The following is a 17,071-nucleotide window of genomic DNA, read 5'->3' on the forward strand; positions in this document are numbered from 1 at the left end:
CTAAGCAGATAAGTGGTTTTAAACTTACAAAAAAACATTAAACTGAGCGCTTAAAGGATTTTCTAAGGATTTGTGCATTTGTTTTTTCGCTTGTGGCCGATGTTGCTTGTTTTGTTTACCACTTCGGTAGCAGCGATAGATTTTGATTACCAAGGCATTTCTGGTGAGTCAAAAGATAATGTAAAGGTCTACCTAGAAGCGCAAACCTTTCCCGATAACAGTAGTGCTCGCCGTATAATCAGCGCCAGTAGTGAACAAACCAAACGCGCGCTGCGTGCCCTAGGCTATTACCAAAGTGAAATTACCATAACAGAAACCGCTGAGAAAAAGTTCTTGGTGGATGTAGAGCTAGGTGAGCGGCTGCGAGTAAACAAGTTTGAACTGGATTTTGTTGGCGCAGCAACTAAAGACAGTCGTTATACCGGCGCTATAGCTCGCAGTGGCTTAGCAGAAGGACAAGTGTTTACCCATGCCGCCTACGACAGCCTTAAATCAGAATTCGACCGCCTAGCTTCTCGATATGGCTACTTCGATGCGGTTTACCATAAAGCAGAAGTTCAGATCAGTATTGTAAATAATACCGCCGACATTTATTTAAGTTATGACTCTGGCGAGCGATATCGTTTTGGCGACATCGTGTTTACAAATCCTGAATTACCACGAACCATGTTTGCTAATTTGGCTGAGTTTAATAAGCAAGATCGTTACGATTCACAAAAGGTAGGCGAGTTTAACCAACGACTGGGTGAAACGGACTACTTCCAAGTGATTTCTGTACGACCGGATATTGGCAATCGACATGATGGTGAAATCGATTTATTGGTTGGTTTGCAATTAAAGCCGCGCGATACCTTTGAGGTGGGTGGTGGTATCACTACCGATATTGGCCCTAGAGTTAGATTAAAATGGACCCGACCCTGGGTGAACGAAAATGGCCATAGTATTACTTTTGAAATTGAAGCCGCAGAGCCAAAGCAAAGCGCTCAGTTTGTTTACCGGATCCCCATAGATAATCCAGTAGACGATTACGTGGATATTCAAACCGGTTATATTCGAGAAAAAACCAATGACACCGAAAGTGAAAAGACTATTTTGTCTACCACCCGCCAATGGCGTTTAGATAACGAATGGAAGCCTTCTTTGTTTTTAAAGTGGCAACACGAAGAATATCGCCAGGCTGATCAGTATTCGGTATCTGATTTGGTGCTACCCGGTGCTAACTTCGCTCGTTTGCGTACCCGTGGTGGTTTAGACCCATACTGGGGTGATAACTTACAAGCTAGCTTAGAAGTGGGTCATCCTTATTGGGGTTCAGATGTAGAAATGTTGCGCTTAGCGGGTTTGGGTAAATGGCTACGTTCTTATCAAAATCATCGCATCTTACTTAGAGCCGATCTTGGTGGCATTCTAGTTGATGATATTACCGATGTACCTGCATCTATGCGTTTCTTTGCCGGTGGCGACCAAAGTATTCGTGGATATGATTATAAAACCATTAGCCCAAAAAATGACGACGGCCAATTGATTGGTGGTAAATATCTCACCGTGGGTAGCGTGGAGTATAACTATCAATTTGCTGAAAAGTGGCGCTGGGCTACTTTTGTAGATGCCGGTACCGCAACTAATGATTTTTCTGAGCCGGTTTCTGTTGGTGTTGGTATGGGTATTCGTTGGCTAACGTTAATTGGTCCATTACGCTTAGATGTTGCGAAGGGCTTACAAAATGAGTCTGATCCGTGGCGTATTCACTTTTCTCTAGGGCCTGATTTATGATTTTTCGGGCTGTTAAATACACGCTAATTTCTATAAGCGCTTTACTATTTTGTTTGATACTTGCGTTATCGTTTACGCCAAGTACCCAATGGATATTAACTAAGCTTAGTGATTTAGTTGATGGTCTAAGCATCATTGAGCCCGATGGTAATCTGTATAAGGGCATAAAGGCGCAAAAGCTGAGCTGGCGGCAAGCCGGCTTGTTGGTTGAGTTAAATGATTTAGAGCTTGCTTTAGACTGGGTGTGCATTAGCCAAACTAAACTGTGTGTCGAAAAACTAATTAGCTCAACGCTTACTGTTGAGGTCGATACTCAAGCTATGGCCCAAGCCTCAACAAGTGAGCCAGAGCCTCTTGAGCCAGAAGAAGACACCGGCCCTTGGCAGCCTCCATTTCCATTTGTGGTTAATCTACTCAATGTGAGTAACGCTTCTATCATCATTGATGGGATAGATATTTCTTGGCAGAAAGTGCTTATTCAAGCCCATTGGGCAGAAGACAATATTCGAGTAGAGCAGTTGCATTTAAACAACTGGCAAGTTGCGCTACCAGCAGGTAGTGAGCAAGAAGAGCAAGCCAAGACAAGCAGTGAAGAATCTAAGCCACTATTACCACTGCTCATCGAAGTACCACAGATCACCATGCCATATCGGGTAGATGTTGGCGATCTTCAATTAACTGAAGGTAAGTTAAAGCTGGATACCCAAGAGTTAGAATTTCCTGTAGCTAAACTACGTGGAGTCTTGGGTTTTGCAGAACTAGAGTTAGCGAACTTATACTTAGAAAGCCCATGGGGAAATCTGCAACTCAGTGGTAAGCAGGCATTTCAAAACCGGTATGCATCTCAGCTAGAAGGTGCTTGGGATATGCCGCTGGCTGACCAACAATTGCGCACCAACTTTCGCTTAAACGGCGATGGTGACGAGCTAAATGCCGAAATTACCACATCCGGATTGATTGAAAGCCAATTAGATAGCCAAATAGCTTGGCTACAAACAAACCTGCCTTTTGAATTACGAGCTGACCTAAACAAAGCGTTTAGCTTGGTTGATGAACAGCTCACGTTGACCAGTCTAAGTCTTAACGCCAGTGGTGACCTAAGTGGTTATCAATTACAGCTGCAAAGCGACTTAGCCGGTGTTCAAGATCTTTGGTTAAACGCACAATTACAAGGTGACTTGAACGAATTACAAGCATTTGACATTCAAGGTGAATTACTTGAGAAACTAGTCATAGATGAAAGCAGCGAAGATCAATCGCTTGATCAGAATAAGTTAAATGGTACTGAGTTTAATGAGTCAACCCGCAAGGTGGTTGGTGGATTTCAGTTTAGCGGCGCTGCAGCTTGGTCACCTACCTTAAGTGCTCAACTAAATGCTGACATAGATAATTTGCAGCTTAGTCATTGGCTAGATCTCGGCGAAGATATGGCCCTGCCGGACTTAGATGGCAAACTTGTTGCTAGCATCGAAGACCAAGTGTGGTCGCTAGAAAACGCGAATATTACAGGTGAGTGGTTAAAGCTTCCTTTGAGTATTCAGGCATCAGCAAGTGGAGACTTAGCAAAACAAACTAATCAAGTTGATGCATTAATCGCTCTAGCAAATACTCAAATTAATAGCAGTGTGCAGTTAAACGAACAAACCATCGCAGTAAATGCCAATTTAACAGCAACTCAATTAGCAGAGTTACCTTGGTTAGAAAGTGGGGCAGCAACAGCGCAAGTTAAAGTAACTGGCGACCTCAACCAGCCCGCGGTCAATTGGCAAATTAAAGGCGAGCAGATTGCAAACAAGCAAATAACACTTGATGCCTTAACCAGTAAAGGAAACCTGAGCTTAGATGAAAGCTTTTCTGGTCAGCTTGATCTTGCTCTAGCTAATCTCAAAGTTGCTGGTGAAACTGTAAACGAAGCAACGCTTAAGTATGTGAGCAAGAATCAAAATCAAACGCTGAATCTGGCTGTTGAACAGTCGACTCGTAATCTACATTTGGATTTAACCGGTGGAGGCACCTTATCGTCCTGGCAAGGTCAGTTGTTAAAAGCTGATTTAACCGCAGAATTGGGCACTTGGTACTTATCAAATCCTATCGATCTTGCTTATCAAGATTCGGTCGCAAGTGTTGGGGAGCACTGCTGGTCTCGCGATGACAGCGAGTTGTGTTTGTTATCGCCATTTTCTACTGACGGCAATAGTAAGCTGGACTTGCGGGTAAAAGACTTTGATTTTCTGGTATTAAATCACCTACTGCCAGAAGGAACTGAGTTGCAGGGGCAAGCATCTGCAGAAGTTAACGCGCAGTTTAGTCAATGGCTTCCTGAGACAGCAAAAATAAACTTACATCTAAATCCGGGTTCAGTTATACAAAAAACTGAACTCAATGAAGTAACCTTAAGTTATCAAGTGTTAAGCCTAGACGCTGATCTAGAAGGTGATAACTTGCAGTGGCAAGCCTTATTTGAGTCAGAAGAGTTAGGTGCCTTGCGTTCATCGGGAGTAACTTCGATTGATAAAGAAGGACAAATAGACGGCAAATTAGATATCGACAATATTCGTCTCTCGCCTTTGCTTCCATTTGTAACGGTTCTCGATAACTTAGAGGGTCGAATAGACGGTGAAGTTATAGTTAAAGGGCAGGTCATTTCACCTAAGTTAGATGGAGAAATAAATCTAACTGAAGGATATGTATCTGGTCCCGATGTCCCCCTGAGTATTGAGCAACTAGAAACGCAAATCTTGCTAGACAACCAGCAAGCCAATATCGCTGGTAAATTTAATAGTGAGGGAAGAACAGCTCAATGGCAGGGCGAATTTGCGTGGCCCAATAATAACTTAGAGGGCGAGTTAGATATTAATGCCAAGTTACTTCCAATTATTGTTGATCCTTACGCTACCTTAGCTGTCTCGCCAGATATTAAAATTAAGTTAATCGACGACCTTATCGACATTGGCGGCACGGTCGCAGTCGAAGAGGGCGCGATAAAAGTTAAATCTTTGCCAGAGTCTGCAGTTTCAGAGTCTTCGGATGCGATTGTCATTGAAGAGCAAAGCGAAGCTGTTGCTTCTCAACGTACAAAGATAGATGTGACAGTCACTTTAGCCGAGGAGATTACCCTAGAGGCCTTAGGTTTGAATACTAACTTAAAAGGTCATTTAAACTTAAAACAACAACCTAGCGAACCCTTGCTAGCAGATGGACGCATTGAGTTAGTCGATGGGCGCTTTAGAGCTTACGGGCAAAACCTACTTATTGAGAAAGGTTGGATCATGTTTACTGGTCCTTTAGAGCAACCTTATCTTGATATTCAAGCAGTACGTAATCCAGATACGATTTCAGACGATGTCACCGTTGGGGTGCAAGTTGTTGGCTTAGCCGATGCGCCGCAGGTTAGTTTGTTTTCTGAGCCATCTATGTCGCAAAATGAAATGTTATCTTATCTACTGCGCGGGCGAGCATTAAGTGATAGCGAGCAAGATGATAATGCCTTGTCATCGATGTTACTTAGTGCCGGTCTCGGCAGAGCAGAAGGGCTAGTGGGTAATGTAGGTAATACACTTGGCTTAAATGATTTGTCACTAAGTACCGCTGGTTCGGGCAGCTCCACTCAAGTAGAAGTAAGCGCCTATGTATTACCTGGGGTTCAAGTAAGATATGGCATGGGAGTTTTTGACCCGGTTAACGAACTCACCATTAAATATGAGATCTTGCCCAAATTGTTTATTGAAGCATTCTCTGGCTTAAATAGCGCACTAGATGTTTATTACGAGTTTTACCTAGAATAAACCATGTGTTTGGTTTGCAATGTATAGATAAGGATCATTATGAATAAACAAATCATGGCAAGAGCTATAGTTGTTGCTGTCATCGTTGGTTCGATCTTAAACCTAATAAACCAATGGGATATTGTTAACGGTGCGAGCCCTAAGTGGGGCGCGCTATTATTCACCTACTGTGTTCCGTTTTTAGTATCTTATTTTAGTGGTGCGATGGCTAACGGCAATAAGTCAGCTAGCAATAGCAATGATGAGTTAATCGAACAGCTTAACCAAGAGGTACTAAATCTAGAATCAACATTAGAACCACTCGCTCCATTACCTTCAAGCACTAAACAAAGCCTGCTTAGCATTAAATCGCTGTTAAAAACTAACGCTTAATTGTCTACAAATAGCCCACTAAGTTTGATTGTTGTTTAACATCTCACTAATTCCACTCGTTACAAAATTACGTTTTAGTGTTTAGTTATATATGTTGCTTATGAGCTATGTCGCATATGATGGATATCGTAAATAAGGTTAACTATAAAATAATAGCCTGGTTAAACTTGTTGAACCAAAATTGTTTCCGAAAAATATAAGATGATTTCGGAGATCAAATGAGCACAATTAACCTAACGGTTAAGGAAAAAGTAGCCTACGGTTTGGGCGACATGGGATGTAATTTTGTTTGGCAAACGGTGATGCTGTTCTTAGCTTACTATTACACCGACGTATATGGCCTATCCCCGGTACACATGGGTACCATGTTTTTGTTAGTTCGTTTTATCGATGCGATAACCGACCCAATAATGGGCTCGTTAGTAGACAGAACACGGACTAAGCATGGTCAATTTAGACCTTATATTTTATGGATGGCCATTCCGTTTGGTATCGCCTGTATGGTGACATTCTATACTCCCGATTTAGGTTCTACTGGCAAGGTAATTTATGCTTATGCTTCATACATTCTGCTAACACTAATGTATACCGCCATAAACGTACCTTATTGTGCGATGGCAAATGCCATGACCAATGATCCTAAACAACGTGTGTCCTTGCAATCTTATCGTTTTGCTTTAAGCACCGCAGGCGGTTTAGTGGTAGCTCTGGTAGCTCTTCCTTTGGTTAAATACATCGGACAAGGTGATGAACAAAAAGGTTATCTTGGTGCGATGGTTGTGATGGGTATTGGCGCAATGTTGTTGTTCTTTTATTGTTTCGCAAATACCAAAGAGCACCATACTGCTGAGCTGAGCCCAAGCAAAAAAGGTTCTACCTTTAGTGATGTGAAGTTACTGTGGAAAAACACCCAGTGGCGGGTATTGTTTATCCTAAATATTGTTTTGCTCACTGGTGTTGTTTTAAAAGCAGCTTCGACCATGTATTACGTAAACACAGTGATGGGGCGCGCCGATCTAGCCACTATGATGATGGTGGCAGGAATGCTGGCTAATATTGTTGGTGCAATGGCGTCTTCGCCAGTTCTTGGCCGTTTTGACAAGATTAAAACCTATAAAGTGCTGATTGGCATTTCTGGAATACTCTCAGCTGCAATGTTCTTTATTGATCCTAGCAATGTGATGTTAGTGTTTGTTGTAATGATAGTGCTAAGCGTTGTGCAAATGAGCACTACGCCATTGTTATGGAGCATGATGAGCGATGTAGTTGATTATGAAAAATCACGCAGTGGTCGTTCGTTAAGCGGCATGGTGTTTTCTACCAACCTGTTTGCAATTAAAGCTGGCATCGCTATTGGCGGCGCCATGGTGGGTTGGATTTTAGCTGGTGCAGGCTATGTTGGTGGTGCAGAGCTCCAATCAACTCAGGCAACTACGTGGATTAACCTACTGTACACCTTTATCCCTGGTGTGTTCTTCTTCTCCTTGGTATTTGTTATGCATTTCTATCGCTTAGATGCGAATACCTTAGAACTGGCAAAACAGCAAAGCCCAGAGCAAGCTAACAAGTTAGCTGCCGATGCAGTGTAAGCCAAATAGCATTTAATAGAAAAAGCCAACATCATCGATGTTGGCTTTTTTGTATTAGGCTTTAGCTTTACTGCTAGTACAAAAGGCTGAAGTACTTTCTGCGGTACTGAGATGATAAAGGGTCGCCATTTAGTGTGGCTAACATGTCTAAGAAGTTCTTTTTAATCTGGCCGTCTAGGCACTCTAAGTCTTTTTGAAGTATCGCTAGCAGCAGTTCAAGAGCTTCTTGATTACGACCTGCTTGAGAATACTGAATAGCTAAGCTTAAGCGCAACTCAGCGCTATCGTCAGCTGTGTTTAGTTTGCTTTCAAGCGCTTTAATTTCAGGGCTTTCGGCTGCTGCTTTTAGCAGCTCAAGTTGGCTTTTTAACTCATGAAAATCGGCCTGTTGGTCTTCTAGCGGCAAGCCGTTTAATAGTGTTTCGGCTTCGTCAGCGATTTGGTTATTAAGCAAGGCTCTAATCAATACTAAGATAATGTCGTTACGTTGTGGGGCTAGATTATGAGCTTCACGTATCACGTTTAATGCTTCTACCGATTGGTCTTCTGCTAGTAGCTCTTTAGCTTTTGCTAACAGTTGCTCCTCAGGTGCAGGTAAATGACGAACAATGGTTTCTGTAACTTGCTCCGGAGAAGGAATGTCGGCAAAACCATCAACTGGGCGACCTTCTTTTAGGATTACTACAGCTGGGGCTTGAGCAACACCAAGTTGCTGAGCAAGCGGCGCTAACTCATCCATATTAACCCGAGCTAAAGTAAAGCTTCCGCCAGTTTGTTGATGGATTTGTTGTAGTAAAGAAAACAGTGGCTCGCACTGAGGGCTAGAAGGCGACCAAAAATGCACCACTACTGGCAGGTTCATTGAACCTTCAATTAACACTTGTTGGGCGTTCTCAAAACTAATATCGATAACAGACGTTGTGGGCTGCATAGCGTTTTCCGTTGGTTGTTTAGCCTTAATTTGGTGACTAAAAGCATGTTTTTCAAGTAAGAATGCTAGATTAGCAAATTAGCGATAAAAATGGATAGCTTAAAGCGGTACTATGGACATTCCTATTGTTAGTGAAACAGGATGTTATGGATACACTGTCGTTAGCTGATCTTACGATCTTATTAGTAGAACCTTCAAATATGCAACGCAACATCATTCGTACGCGATTGCATGAAGCGGGTATTGATAATTTTTTAATGGCAGAGAACTGTCAACAGGCCCTGGACCTCGCAATTAAAACTGCACCAGATTTGGTGGTTAGCTCTATGTATTTCAGCGACGGTACTGCTACCGATTTAGTGCAACAGTTACGAGCTAATGATTTAAGCCGTGATGTGGCCTTTATGCTGATTTCTAGTGAAGCCTGTCACCACACCTTAGATGCAATTAAGCAAGCAGGTGTTATTGCTATTTTGCCTAAGCCTTTCGAATTCACACACCTATTGTCTGCGCTGCAAGCAACCATTAGTTATATAGAGCCAGATAGTGAAGTTATCGATAACTTAGATTTTTCTGATAAAACGGTACTGGTTGTAGATGACAGCCAAACGGCTCGCCGTCATATTTCAAAAGTATTAGAAAACATAGGGTTAACTAAACTGATTTTGGCAGAAAATGGTCAGGAAGCTTTATCGTTGATGGTAAACAACCAAGTCGATTTGGTGATTACCGATTACAACATGCCGATAATGGATGGGGCGGCATTAATTGAAGCATTGCGCCAACATCCAACCTTTTGTGAGATCCCGGCTCTAATGGTGACGTCTGAAAATAACTGCGCCAAGCTTGATGGTGTAAGGCAAAGCGGCGTATCAGCTTTAGTCGACAAACCGTTTGATATTGACGCGGTAAAACAGGTGCTAACCCGGTTGTTTGATTAGCACCGCTGTTGCTTAATCGAAAATTTGATCACCCATTTGATCAATGAACGTTTTACATTTGTGCATGGCTAGTTCGGCGGCGTCGTCTGAGCTAGCGCATGTATCAGAGCGGATAAACATGTGCTCTTTCAATTCACCATTTACAGTTTTACTGATTTGAGCCGCCACACGGTATTGCCCATTTGCAGATTGTGGCTGAGGAGCAATGGTGAACTCGTTGTAAACTTCTGCTGGATAGCTTTTGGGGGTAACTGGCGCAGCTTGGAACATTTTCTTTAAAGCTGAAAAGATACTCATCTTAATGATTTTCCTAAATTTAAGCTAAAACATGTACTACAGCTTTAAGATTGGCGAGCTGTATACTGTATGATGCATGATAACGAGCAATTCAACATAATCACAATGGATTTACTGTGAACTTAGAGACTATTTTTTCTCAATTTAACCAAATGAGTGCTGCTATTACTTTTTCCTTACTTTTTTTGCTAATTGTAAGCCTGTTGGTAAATAGCATAAAAGGTAGAGCTTTTTCCAAAAAAAGCGATGAGTTTACGCTGGTAAAACAACAGCTAGAAACTGAATTAATAGAGCAAAACCAAGCTAATCAACAATTACAGCAGCAAGACCACGACAAAGACATCTCACTAGCCGAGTTACATACCGAACTGCAACACCTGCGAGAGCTTAAACAAGACTTAGATACCTGCCAGCAATTGTTACAACGTGAACAGCAACGCTGTGCTTTACTGCAACAAAAAGACATTGCGCTACAAGAACGAATCAGCTATTTAGAAAAAAGCGAAGAGCGAGTCAACAACCAGTTTGAGCTGTTAGCTAATCGAATATTCGCAGAGAAAGGCCTAGAACTACAACAACAAAGTAAACAGAGTATTGAGTCGGTATTACAGCCTTTAAAGCAGCAACTGGATGGTTTTAAGCAGCAGGTTCAACAAAGCTACGAAAACGAAGCTAAGCAGCGCCACTCCTTAAAAGACCAAATTGTTACTTTGCAATCGCTTAATCAGCAGATTAGTGAAGATGCAGTGCGCTTAACTAAAGCTTTAAAAGGCGATAATAAACAACAAGGTGATTGGGGAGAGCTGATATTAGAGCAAATTTTGCAATCTTCAGGTCTTAGAGCAGGGCACGAGTATCAAACCCAGGTAGTAGGGGTTAACCAACATGGTCAAACCATTAAACCCGATGTTGTAGTGAAACTGCCGGACAATAAGTCAGTTATTGTTGACTCAAAAGTAAACCTTGTTGCTTATGAGCGTTATTACAACAGCGAAGATAGTGAAGCTCAGTTAGCTGCGTTAAAAGAGCATGCTAAAAGCTTACGCCAACAAATTATTGGTTTATCCAAAAAGGATTACCATACTTTGTATCAACTACCATCCTTAGATTATGTATTGTTATTCATCCCAATTGAAGGCGCTTACCTTAGCGCTTTAGAGCAAGATCCTTCGCTAATTAACTTTGCACTAGAGTCCAATATATTGCTGGTGAGTCCAAGCAGTTTGATGGTGGCGCTTAGAACAATTCAGAACTTATGGAAAACTGAGCACCAACAACAAAATGCCCAAGTGATCGCACAACGGGCAGGCAAGTTATTCGATAAGTTTGTTGCCTTCACGGAAGATTTAAAAAGTCATGGACAGCAACTGCAGCGATCTAATGATAGCTATCAAAACGCCATGAATAAACTTAGCACTGGTAAAGGAAACTTGGTTAGGCAAGCCCAGCAACTAAAAGACTTGCAGATAAACGCTAGCAAGTCTTTAGATGCGAAATTACTTACAGATAGCCAGTATGAGGAATAAGCCTATTGGCTAATTAATACCATGGAAGATTGAGCAGCTAGTGATAGCGCCAATTTTCCATCTTTATCGGCAACCAACTCTTCGCTGCTATCAAATACTTTGTAAGGAACTTGGTTTTGTAAGTGGGTTAGGTTTAAGTCTAGCTCTTGAGACTCTCCTCGGTTAATCACCACAATACTATGTTGCTCTGGAAGCCAACGCATAAACACCCATACGTCGTCACTCTCAAGCAGGCTTATAAGGTCACCTTGCTGTAACTCACTACGCTGTTTGCGCAGCGAAATTAGTTGCCGGTAATGCTTAAGCAAAGCGTGTTTCCATTGCTTCTCATCCCAAGGAAAGCAACGTCGACAGTCTGGATCATTAGCGCCAGTTAGGCCTACTTCATCACCGTAGTAAATTGATGGCACACCGATATATGTGAGCAGCATGGTAGCAGCAATTTTTGTAAGCTCTTCACTTTCGTTCACTAAGTGAGAAAAACGCGGCGTGTCATGGCTATCTAATAGGTTGTATTGTGCTAACTGATTGGCGAAGGGGATAGAACCGCGCGCTTCGGCCAGCCAGGTGGCTAAATCAGCTGCGTTAAGTTTAAGAGGCACGTAGCGTGGAACGTCAACTCCCGCCAAGAATGCGACTATGGGTTGGTTAAAACCGTAGTAGTTCATGGCTGCGTCTTCTTGGTCACCTTGCAACCATTGTGTTGCCTCTGCAAAGTGTTCTCCTATCATGTAGGCTTCGCTGTTTGTTTGCTTGATAGACTCTCTAAACTTAGCTACATAATGGGCATTGTTTTGTGCGCTATTATGTTCACCAAGCATGTGAATGACATCGAAGCGCCAAGCGTCGATAGAGAAGGGCGGTTTTAACCAGTGTTTTAGTACTGATTGCTCACCTTCATAGATAGCTTGTTGCACCTCAACATTAGCAAAGTTTAACTTGGGTAAGGTTTCAACGCCTTTCCATGACCAATAGTTGCCGCTTTCATCAAAGTGATACCAATCTTTAAACAGTGAATCTTGGTTATGGTAGGCGCCGCCTTGATGCTGCTGATAGTAATCCATCCAGTGATGTTGATTAGACGTATGGTTAACTACCGCATCTAGCATTAGCTTCATCCCACGGCTTTTCATATTTTCTGATAGGCTTATTAAAGCCTCGTCTCCACCGAAGTGGGGTTCAACCTTAAAGTAGTTGGTGCAATCGTACTTATGGTTACTTGGAGAACAAAAAATGGGGTTAAGGTAGAGAGCTGTTATTCCCAGCTCTTGCAGGTAATCTAGCTTCTGTTCAATACCAATTAAATCGCCGCCATAAAACTCTGTAGCGCCGGTACCTGAATGAGATTTAGCGACAGGTTCTCCCCATTGTTTTTGAACAATTTTTCTACCATCTTCTTGGTAACTGTAATTGTCTTTGTTTGGCGTTAAGCTTGGGTTGCCATTAGCAAAGCGTTCCGGGAATATCTGATAGAAAACTTGCTGTTTCGCCCACTCCGGCGGTTTAGCTTGGCTGTTAATTCTAAAGTGGAAATGTTTTTGTGGTAGACGAGAAGATTCTCCCGCTGCATGTAAATAGCATTGGTTGTCTTTGCTTAAAAACTTAAAGCAATAAAGTGTTAGCGGAGAGTGCGGGCTAACAGGAATGTTGATTTGCCATTTAAGCCAATTACCTTCAATACTCGGCTTAGTCATTTCCATTAACCATTCTTCGTGGTCTGGTTCTACTCGTACAAACACCTTGTGGTAGTTGTGATTAATGGCGGTATAGAGAGTAATTAAATAGCTGTCTTGCTGCTGTATAACCTGACTTTGTGGATGAAAGCGAAAATCAGTCATGTATTTACCTTTTTTGTTTTTTGCTAAGTATCCTAGCAGCAGGGCAAGCATTCAAGTATGAATATTGAATTTCACATTATTTGATTTAGCCTTTGCTTTTTTAACTTTAACAGCAGTTTTAAAGAGCAAAAACGCTTCAGTTGTTTAATAATAGTTTGTATCTAAATAGATTTTAAAGTGCGCAATTGAATTCACGTTTTCTTAAAAACAACATTTCTTGGCAAAAAAAGGCAGGCTTTTGGGCGCTGTTGGTCACCTTATTGTTCGCTGCGGTGCTTTCTCATCGCTACCAAACCATAAAGCATCAAATAGTAGAAGAAGTTGAATTGTCTTTTGGTGGTTTTAAGACAGCTAACAAACACTTAATAAGCCTGTTGTCTCAACGGCTGTCACTGTTAACCCGAACGTTAGGCCTACTCAACTACGTTAATGATGAATCTGAGTTAACACTGGTCACGCTCGCTACCGAGTGGCAGCGAATTGCTCGCGATGTGAATTTAGAGGGCAACTTTTACTACGTTCACCGTGATGGGCGCGTAGACCTTGCTCTAAACCAAAGTAAAGAGGGTCACACTTTAGAGTGGAGCTCTGGTATTAACCCAATCATTAAAAACTATTTTAAAGGCCTCTCATGGAGAGACGAGGGAGTTATATCTACCAAGGTTATCTACGACAAATCTAACCAACAAACTTACTATGTTTTGTATATACCGGTATTTGATAAGTGGTCAAAACTGGTGGGTTGGATGGTTAATGAGTACGATCAGCAGGCGATTAATCAAACTGTACACTTCGTTGGTCGTCCGATGTTAGTCGAGCGCGCGGTTATTGTAACTAGCGACGATATCGTTATAGAAGGCGACTTTAGCCAAGATACCTCCAAGAAATTACTGAACTTGGTTGGCAAACTAGATTATTCATCACTTAGTGACTATTTCGATGACAAGCCTTATCGAGATGGTGCTTCGCCCTATGATGTAGGCAGCGGCTTAATGTTTACCTCAGTACTTGATGAATACGAAGATTCAAACCCTAACACTGCGTTTTTGTATATCTCTTATAAAGACTTAGCTACAGACAGCCGACACTGGTTAATATTTATCGCAATTGTCTACTTGGTATCGATTGTTGGATGCTTCTTTGCCGCTTATTTAACCGAGATGATTCGCCGTGAAAAAGCAGTTGTTGAAGAACTTAACGCGCTGCGAGAAGCTGCTTTTGAAGGAGAGTTTTCACAAGTTATTATTAACCCTACGGGGAAGGTAATGCAGGTGAACCAATACTTAGCAAAAAAAGTAGGTGTAGATGCTGAACAAATGATTGGCACTAAGCTTACGGATTTTGGCCAATCTGACCCTGGATTTGATGAAGTACTTAAAATTGCAGCTGAAGAAGGTAGTTGGTTAGGAGAGGTTTCTATACTTGGTAATAATGGCCTCAATACTATTCAACAAATGACCGTAACGGCTGTTTATTGGCAAGGTAAACTGCATAACTTTGTTTGCTCTAGCATTGATATTAGCGCGCAAAAAACGCTTGAAGACAAACTTATGCAGCTGGCCAATACCGATCCTTTAACCGGTGCGGCAAATCGTCGTCATTTTGAAGACAGCGTATTCCTAGAGCAGAGCCGTAGCGATCGCAATGGTTCTCGGTTTTCAATATTAATGATTGATGTGGACCACTTCAAACAGCTCAATGATCAATATGGCCACGATACGGGTGATTTGTGTTTGATTCGTTTAGTTGAAACGATTACTAAGTTAAAACGAGAAACTGACTTACTCGCCCGTTGGGGTGGAGAAGAGTTTATTATGTTGCTGCCCGAAACCGACCTTACACAGGCAATAAATTTGGCTGAACGACTGCGGCTGGCCTTCGAGCAAGATAAAGCTGTGCCTAGTTTTACTTGTAGTTTTGGTATTACTCAAAGCGAAAAAGACAGTAGCTTTGCTATACTATACAAGCAGGCAGATAAGGCCCTATACACGGCTAAGAATAACGGGCGTAACCAGGTTGTTGAGTATGCATCTTTGATGGAAACGGATTAGTTGAAGCTCGCTATTTCTATTTCTGTTAGCTCTCGATACTCACCAGCTTGTAATTCATTATCTAGCATTACGTCACCAATCTTCTCCCGGTGTAAGGCGATAACTTTGTTGCCTATCGCGGCGCACATTCGCTTAACCTGGTGGTAACGCCCTTCACTAATACTCAGAATGAATTGCTTTTCATTGATACGTTTAGTTACGGCGGGGAGAGTAGGTTTATCTTCACCTCGCAGCAAAAGGCCTTTTGCAAGTAGCTGAAGGTCATTGTCGCTAACCGCATCGGCAAGGCTAACTCTGTAATCCTTAAACTTTTTGCTATTGGGGCTCGTGACTTTATGTGACCATTGGCCATCACTGGTCAAAAGCAATAAACCTGATGTGTCTACATCCAAGCGTCCGGCAGCATGTATTTTAAGTGGTGAGTCTATTAATGACATGGCGCTGGGGTGGTTAGCTTCAGCTTCAGTGCTTAAATAGCCTATTGGTTTATTTAACATGAAATACTGATGTTCGATTAGCTTCAATTCTTTGCTATCTAAACCAACGTTGTCACTTTCACCAATAGCAAATTGTGCATTTGTTTGAATTTGACTATTCACTGTCACACGTTTGTTTTTGATATACTTTTTAGCATCGCTTCGTGATATGTGCCCGGCTTTAGATAGGAATTTGTCTAATCGGCAAGGGTATTTCATAATGGGGTTCTGTTGCTACTTTGCTGTGGCACAAGTTTACTAAACAATGCCGTTAAAGGCTTTAAGTGGAGAAAAGTTTTTGCAAGTAATCTGTCGCTCATCGGTAGAGATTCTAGGCAACGTTGTGTCTAAGGACATTACCCTACGCTACTTTAGTGATGGCACTGCCATTACCCAGTTTGAAGTGTTGTTCAAGCGAAAGCCTAAAGGAAGTGGCAAGGAGCAAGTAGAAGTATTTCAGCTTAATGCTCGAGGAGAGCAGGCGGAAAGAATTAAACAGTATGCAAAAGCGGGCGATGGTGTGGTGATCAGTGGCCACTTAAAAAACCAAAAAGGCAGCAAAGGTGTTATCTCTAGTGCCATCGAGGTTGAACAAGTGAGTTTTGTTGGCGCACCTTCTCAACTCTATTGGAATAAAGTTACTTTGGTTGGTGAAATTGTCGGAAAGTCATCTTTGCGAAAGAGTATAAACAATCAAAGCTATTTAAAGTTGCAAATTTCTACTGATCAATCTGATCAACAACATGTAGTTAATTGCAATCTATGGGCTTATCCCGCAGAACTAATTGATAAACAGGCAAATATAGGTGACAAGTTAGTCCTTGAGGGGGCGCTTAAAAAGGCTTTTGCTGAAGATAAAGCCATTTCTCCGATCCTAGTAGACGGTCATACTTGTCTTCATTTAAAAGCCTGATTTTTAGCTTTCAAATTGCTTAGTAAAGCGAACTTAGTACTTTTCTAATGCGCTGGTGGAGTAGTTGTTGGCATTAATGTTTAGATTAAACTGTGCTGCTTGTTGCTCAAGTTTGTTCTCAGAAATTGTTAACTCGTTGAGCATAAGGGTATTGTCATCTAACTCCCAAATTTGACGACTACCTAAATACGAAAACTTAACGATCTCAAAAGCCGTTTCATCTCCTTTATTCATGGCTTTGGCTAAAGCGGCCATTTTGCGATTAATTTTGTTGAGTTCTTGCTTTAAGCGCCAAACATACATGACCTCATAAAACCATACTCTGTCTTTCAACGTTAAAACCACAGGGACAATGCTAATAACAGCTGCTACCACACCCAGTAAGTTTAGATAGAAATTATCAGGACCCTTGGAAAACAGCGCGATAAATAGGCTCGACCAAAATAGGGTGAACAAAATCAACAAACCAGAAATACCGATATAGGTATAGCGAGAACGTTGTTGATAAACGGTTTTGTTAATCTTTTGAAACTGCATGTTTAGGCCAAAGAGTTTAGTTTGGCTTAGATGGTATCAAAA

At 41.8% G+C, this 17,071-nt stretch carries 13 protein-coding genes; 8 read left to right on the forward strand and 5 right to left on the reverse strand.

Annotation, left to right across the window (positions count from 1 at the left end; genetic code table 11):
- Positions 1–78: 78 nt before the first annotated feature.
- The 4 genes from tamA to K5620_RS10345 all read left to right on the forward strand — a co-directional run bounded on the left by tamA (position 79) and on the right by K5620_RS10345 (position 7,519).
- On the forward strand, positions 79–1,773 hold the full coding sequence (gene tamA, locus K5620_RS10330) for an autotransporter assembly complex protein TamA (RefSeq protein ID WP_016403261.1): 1,695 nt from the start codon (positions 79–81) through the stop codon (positions 1,771–1,773).
- Positions 1,770–5,558, forward strand: a complete 3,789-nt coding sequence (tamB, locus tag K5620_RS10335) for an autotransporter assembly complex protein TamB (RefSeq protein ID WP_040307529.1) — start codon at positions 1,770–1,772, stop codon at positions 5,556–5,558. The genes tamA and tamB overlap by 4 nt, the downstream gene beginning before the upstream one ends.
- 39 nt (positions 5,559–5,597) lie before the next feature.
- Positions 5,598–5,930, forward strand: coding sequence for a nitrate/nitrite transporter NrtS (gene nrtS / locus K5620_RS10340; RefSeq protein WP_016403259.1), 333 nt, complete (start codon positions 5,598–5,600; stop codon positions 5,928–5,930).
- A 218-nt stretch (positions 5,931–6,148) separates the two neighbouring features.
- Positions 6,149–7,519, forward strand: a complete 1,371-nt coding sequence (locus tag K5620_RS10345; protein ID WP_016403258.1) for a glycoside-pentoside-hexuronide (GPH):cation symporter — start codon at positions 6,149–6,151, stop codon at positions 7,517–7,519.
- 73 nt (positions 7,520–7,592) lie between these two features.
- On the opposite strand, the gene K5620_RS10350 is transcribed toward K5620_RS10345, so the two are convergent.
- The gene (locus K5620_RS10350; protein ID WP_016403257.1) at positions 7,593–8,450 is read right to left on the reverse strand and encodes a tetratricopeptide repeat protein; all 858 of its coding nucleotides are present in this window, start codon (positions 8,448–8,450) and stop codon (positions 7,593–7,595) included.
- Positions 8,451–8,596: 146 nt separating this feature from the next.
- Between K5620_RS10350 and K5620_RS10355 the strand changes: the two genes are divergently transcribed.
- Entirely contained in the window at positions 8,597–9,391 is a 795-nt protein-coding gene (locus tag K5620_RS10355; RefSeq protein WP_040307528.1) for a response regulator, read from the forward strand.
- A gap of 12 nt (positions 9,392–9,403) precedes the next feature.
- Here the strand turns inward: K5620_RS10355 and K5620_RS10360 are convergent, their stop codons facing one another.
- The gene (locus K5620_RS10360) at positions 9,404–9,688 is read right to left on the reverse strand and encodes an HlyU family transcriptional regulator (RefSeq protein WP_016403255.1); all 285 of its coding nucleotides are present in this window, start codon (positions 9,686–9,688) and stop codon (positions 9,404–9,406) included.
- Between the two features lie 116 nt (positions 9,689–9,804).
- On the opposite strand from K5620_RS10360, the gene K5620_RS10365 reads away from it, so the two are divergent.
- Positions 9,805–11,214, forward strand: a complete 1,410-nt coding sequence (locus K5620_RS10365; protein WP_016403254.1) for a DNA recombination protein RmuC — start codon at positions 9,805–9,807, stop codon at positions 11,212–11,214.
- A gap of 2 nt (positions 11,215–11,216) precedes the next feature.
- Here K5620_RS10365 and malZ read toward each other — a convergent pair whose 3' ends face one another.
- On the reverse strand, positions 11,217–13,052 hold the full coding sequence (gene malZ, locus K5620_RS10370; protein ID WP_040307527.1) for a maltodextrin glucosidase: 1,836 nt from the start codon (positions 13,050–13,052) through the stop codon (positions 11,217–11,219).
- A 185-nt stretch (positions 13,053–13,237) separates the two neighbouring features.
- Here malZ and K5620_RS10375 point away from each other — a divergent pair, with 185 nt between their 5' ends.
- The gene (locus K5620_RS10375) at positions 13,238–15,103 is read left to right on the forward strand and encodes a sensor domain-containing diguanylate cyclase (protein WP_016403252.1); all 1,866 of its coding nucleotides are present in this window, start codon (positions 13,238–13,240) and stop codon (positions 15,101–15,103) included.
- Here K5620_RS10375 and K5620_RS10380 read toward each other — a convergent pair.
- Positions 15,100–15,798, reverse strand: a complete 699-nt coding sequence (locus tag K5620_RS10380; RefSeq protein WP_016403251.1) for a pseudouridine synthase — start codon at positions 15,796–15,798, stop codon at positions 15,100–15,102. The two genes, K5620_RS10375 and K5620_RS10380, sit on opposite strands and share 4 nt — an antisense overlap.
- Before the next feature lie 46 nt (positions 15,799–15,844).
- On the opposite strand from K5620_RS10380, the gene K5620_RS10385 reads away from it, so the two are divergent.
- A complete protein-coding gene (locus K5620_RS10385; RefSeq protein WP_040307526.1) occupies positions 15,845–16,492 on the forward strand; it encodes a single-stranded DNA-binding protein in 648 nt (215 codons plus the stop codon).
- A gap of 33 nt (positions 16,493–16,525) precedes the next feature.
- Here the strand turns inward: K5620_RS10385 and K5620_RS10390 are convergent, their stop codons facing one another.
- Entirely contained in the window at positions 16,526–17,029 is a 504-nt protein-coding gene (locus tag K5620_RS10390) for a DUF3087 family protein (protein WP_016403249.1), read from the reverse strand.
- Positions 17,030–17,071: the final 42 nt, after the last annotated feature.

This window comes from Agarivorans albus (assembly GCF_019670105.1).
Classification (GTDB): Bacteria; Pseudomonadota; Gammaproteobacteria; order Enterobacterales; family Celerinatantimonadaceae; genus Agarivorans; species Agarivorans albus.

Excerpts from the sequence above, each read along its gene's own strand:
- malZ (WP_040307527.1), bottom strand. The coding sequence starts at position 13,052 with ATGACTGATTTTCGCTTTCATCCACAAAGTCAGGTTATACAGCAGCAA.
- K5620_RS10390 (WP_016403249.1), bottom strand. The coding sequence starts at position 17,029 with ATGCAGTTTCAAAAGATTAACAAAACCGTTTATCAACAACGTTCTCGC.
- K5620_RS10380 (WP_016403251.1), bottom strand. The coding sequence starts at position 15,798 with ATGAAATACCCTTGCCGATTAGACAAATTCCTATCTAAAGCCGGGCAC.
- nrtS (WP_016403259.1), top strand. The coding sequence starts at position 5,598 with ATGAATAAACAAATCATGGCAAGAGCTATAGTTGTTGCTGTCATCGTT.
- K5620_RS10355 (WP_040307528.1), top strand. The coding sequence starts at position 8,597 with ATGGATACACTGTCGTTAGCTGATCTTACGATCTTATTAGTAGAACCT.
- K5620_RS10385 (WP_040307526.1), top strand. The coding sequence starts at position 15,845 with ATGCCGTTAAAGGCTTTAAGTGGAGAAAAGTTTTTGCAAGTAATCTGT.
- K5620_RS10345 (WP_016403258.1), top strand. The coding sequence starts at position 6,149 with ATGAGCACAATTAACCTAACGGTTAAGGAAAAAGTAGCCTACGGTTTG.
- tamB (WP_040307529.1), top strand. The coding sequence starts at position 1,770 with ATGATTTTTCGGGCTGTTAAATACACGCTAATTTCTATAAGCGCTTTA.
- K5620_RS10360 (WP_016403255.1), bottom strand. The coding sequence starts at position 9,688 with ATGAGTATCTTTTCAGCTTTAAAGAAAATGTTCCAAGCTGCGCCAGTT.
- K5620_RS10350 (WP_016403257.1), bottom strand. The coding sequence starts at position 8,450 with ATGCAGCCCACAACGTCTGTTATCGATATTAGTTTTGAGAACGCCCAA.